The sequence below is a fragment of the Aldersonia kunmingensis genome, assembly GCF_001646865.1.
Classification (GTDB): Bacteria; Actinomycetota; Actinomycetes; order Mycobacteriales; family Mycobacteriaceae; genus Aldersonia; species Aldersonia kunmingensis.
The window spans coordinates 1-2,436 of sequence record NZ_LRRB01000148.1; the positions used below are offsets into that span (position 1 = coordinate 1).

Annotated in this window: 1 protein-coding gene; it reads right to left on the minus strand. The window is 64.9% G+C overall.

Annotated features, from left to right (window positions below; translation table 11 throughout):
- Positions 1 to 440: 440 nt before the first annotated feature.
- Positions 441 to 2,129 carry an FAD-binding dehydrogenase gene (locus A8G08_RS11410; RefSeq protein WP_068273818.1) on the minus strand — a complete coding sequence of 563 codons (1,689 nt, stop codon included), beginning with the start codon at positions 2,127 to 2,129 and terminating at the stop codon, positions 441 to 443.
- Positions 2,130 to 2,436: the final 307 nt, after the last annotated feature.

Sequence of the window (2,436 nt, forward strand, 5' to 3'; positions counted from 1 at the left end):
CCGTTGAGCCCGAGGTGCTAGTCGATGGCGTTAGCGCCATCGGCACTTACGTCATAACCGACCGAACCGCGAGCAAACTAGCCCTTGTATCGACAGTAGCTCCGGAATCACTCACAACACGTGACACAGCTCGGCACAACGACGATGTCCCGAGCGCCTTCACACGATGCCCGGTAGGCGACATGTATGTCGCCGCCCCAGGCATACCGCGTCTCCGAGCACACCGAAACGAGTCCAGGCCGAGTGGAATACGACGAGATCGAATATGCGGCGTTACCAGTACCCTGGTCACCTCGGCGGTGAGGAACTGTCCGGCGGAAATAATGTTGTTGGCTGCCGTTGTTGTTGGCGACCACCCCCAGGAGCGGGAGCACAAAACAACCGCCTGCCTCATCAGCCCAAGCACATGACGGTCCAGGATGCCGACTAGTCCGTGCTGCTCAATCAGACACCGATGACCGCCCCCGAGAAGTCCCGAGGTTCGCGGCGACCCCGCGCCCCGCGCTGCGGCCGGAGAAGATGCACCCGCCGACGAACGTGCCCTCCAGCGCGCGGTACCCGTGCACACCGCCGCCACCGAAACCGGCCACCTCACCCGCAGCGTACAGGCCCTCGAACGGCGTGTCGTCGGGGCGACGCACCTGCGAGTTGAGGTCGGTCTCGATGCCGCCCAACGTCTTTCGCGTCAGCAGATGCAGCCGCACCGCAATCAACGGGCCCGCCTTCGGGTCCAGAATCCGGTGCGGACTGGCGACGCGAATGATCTTGTCCGCCAAGTATTTCCGCGCGCCACGGATCGCCACAACCTGCATGTCCTTGGAGTACTTGTTCTCTATCTCGCGGTCACGGGCCACGACCTCGCCGCGGACAAGCTCGTAGTCGAGCAGGTCGTCGCCGGAAAGCTTGTTCATCTTCGCGACCAGATCAGCAAGGTTGTCGGAGACGATGAAGTCCACGCCCTTCTGCTTGAACGCCTCGACCGGGCCGGGCGCACCGGAACGGACACGCTGCAGCAGCAGCTTCAGGTCACGGTTGGTGAGATCCGGGTTCTGCTCCTGCCCCGAGAGCGCGAACTCCTTCTCGATGATCTTCTGATCGAGGATGAGCCAGGTGTAGTCGTAGCCGGTCTTGACGATGTACTCCATCGTGCCCAGCGTGTCGAAACCCGGATACAGCGGCACAGGCAGGCGCTTGCCGGTCGCGTCGAGCCACAGCGACGACGGACCCGGCCCAACCCGGATGCCGTGCGACGGCCACACCGGGTCATAGTTGATAATGCCCTCGGTGTAGTGCCACATCCGGTCCCGGTTCACCAGGCTCGCGCCCGCCGCCTCCGAGATCGCCAGCATGCGACCGTCCACGTGCGCGGGCACGCCGGCAAGCATGTTCATCGGCGGGGTCCCCATCCGCTGCGGCCAGTCCTCGCGCACCATGTCGAAGTTGTGCCCGATACCGCCCGAGGTGACGATCACCGCCTGCGCCGCGATCTCGAAATCGCCGACGACCTCACGCGAGGAGGACACCCCGCGCGCCGCATCGTCCGGCGCGAGGACCGAACCGCGCACACCCGTGGCTGCACCGTTGGTCAGCACGATCTCGTCGACGCGATGCCGGTGCGCGAACCGCACCAACCCGCACTCGACACCCACCATGACGCGACGCAGGAAGATCTCGACCAAACCCGGGCCGGTGCCCCAGGTGATGTGGAAGCGCGGCACCGAATTGCCCGGACCGAGCGCACCGTAGCCACCACGCTCGGCCCACATGACGACGGGAAACAGTTTGAGTCCCTGCTGCGCGAGCCACGGATACTTCTCCCCCGCGGCGAACTCGACATAGGCCTGCGCCCATTTGCGCGGCCAGCGGTCCTCGCGCTCGCGGTCGAATCCGGCGTTGCCCATCCAGTCCTGCAGGGCGAGTTCGTAGGAGTCCTTGATGCCGAGCCGCCGCTGCATCGGACTGTCCACGAAGAACAGGCCACCGAAGGACCAGAATGCTTGTCCGCCAATGTTGTTGGCGTTCTCCTGATCGACGATGACAACCTTGCGGCCGACGTCGACCAATTCGGCGGCGGCGGCCAGTCCGGCCAGCCCTGCTCCCACCACTACGGCGTCGGCGACTTCGCTCATGCGAGACACCGTAACCGGCAGACAAGAGGCGCCGAAGGGGTTCGACCGGGTTTACGCGACCCGCGCGTACCCGGCCGTGACCAGCGGAAGACGTCCGGCCCGCGCCACATGGTGCAGCGCGATAGTGGACCCCAATTCGGCGAGGAGGTCTTCCCAGCCTAATCCGGCCGTTTGTCGTCATATCCGCACTTGAACGGGCCAATCACGCTCCGACGGCTGGGTCGATGGCGCAATGCGACGGACAAGGGTGCTGCTCATGCGGGTTCCGAGCGGGGATGACGCAGGACGTCGTGAGAAACGCAAAACC

What these genes read in the sequence shown, in the direction of transcription:
- A8G08_RS11410 (WP_068273818.1), bottom strand. Translation starts at nt 2,129, where the DNA reads ATGAGCGAAGTCGCCGACGCCGTAGTGGTGGGAGCAGGGCTGGCCGGA.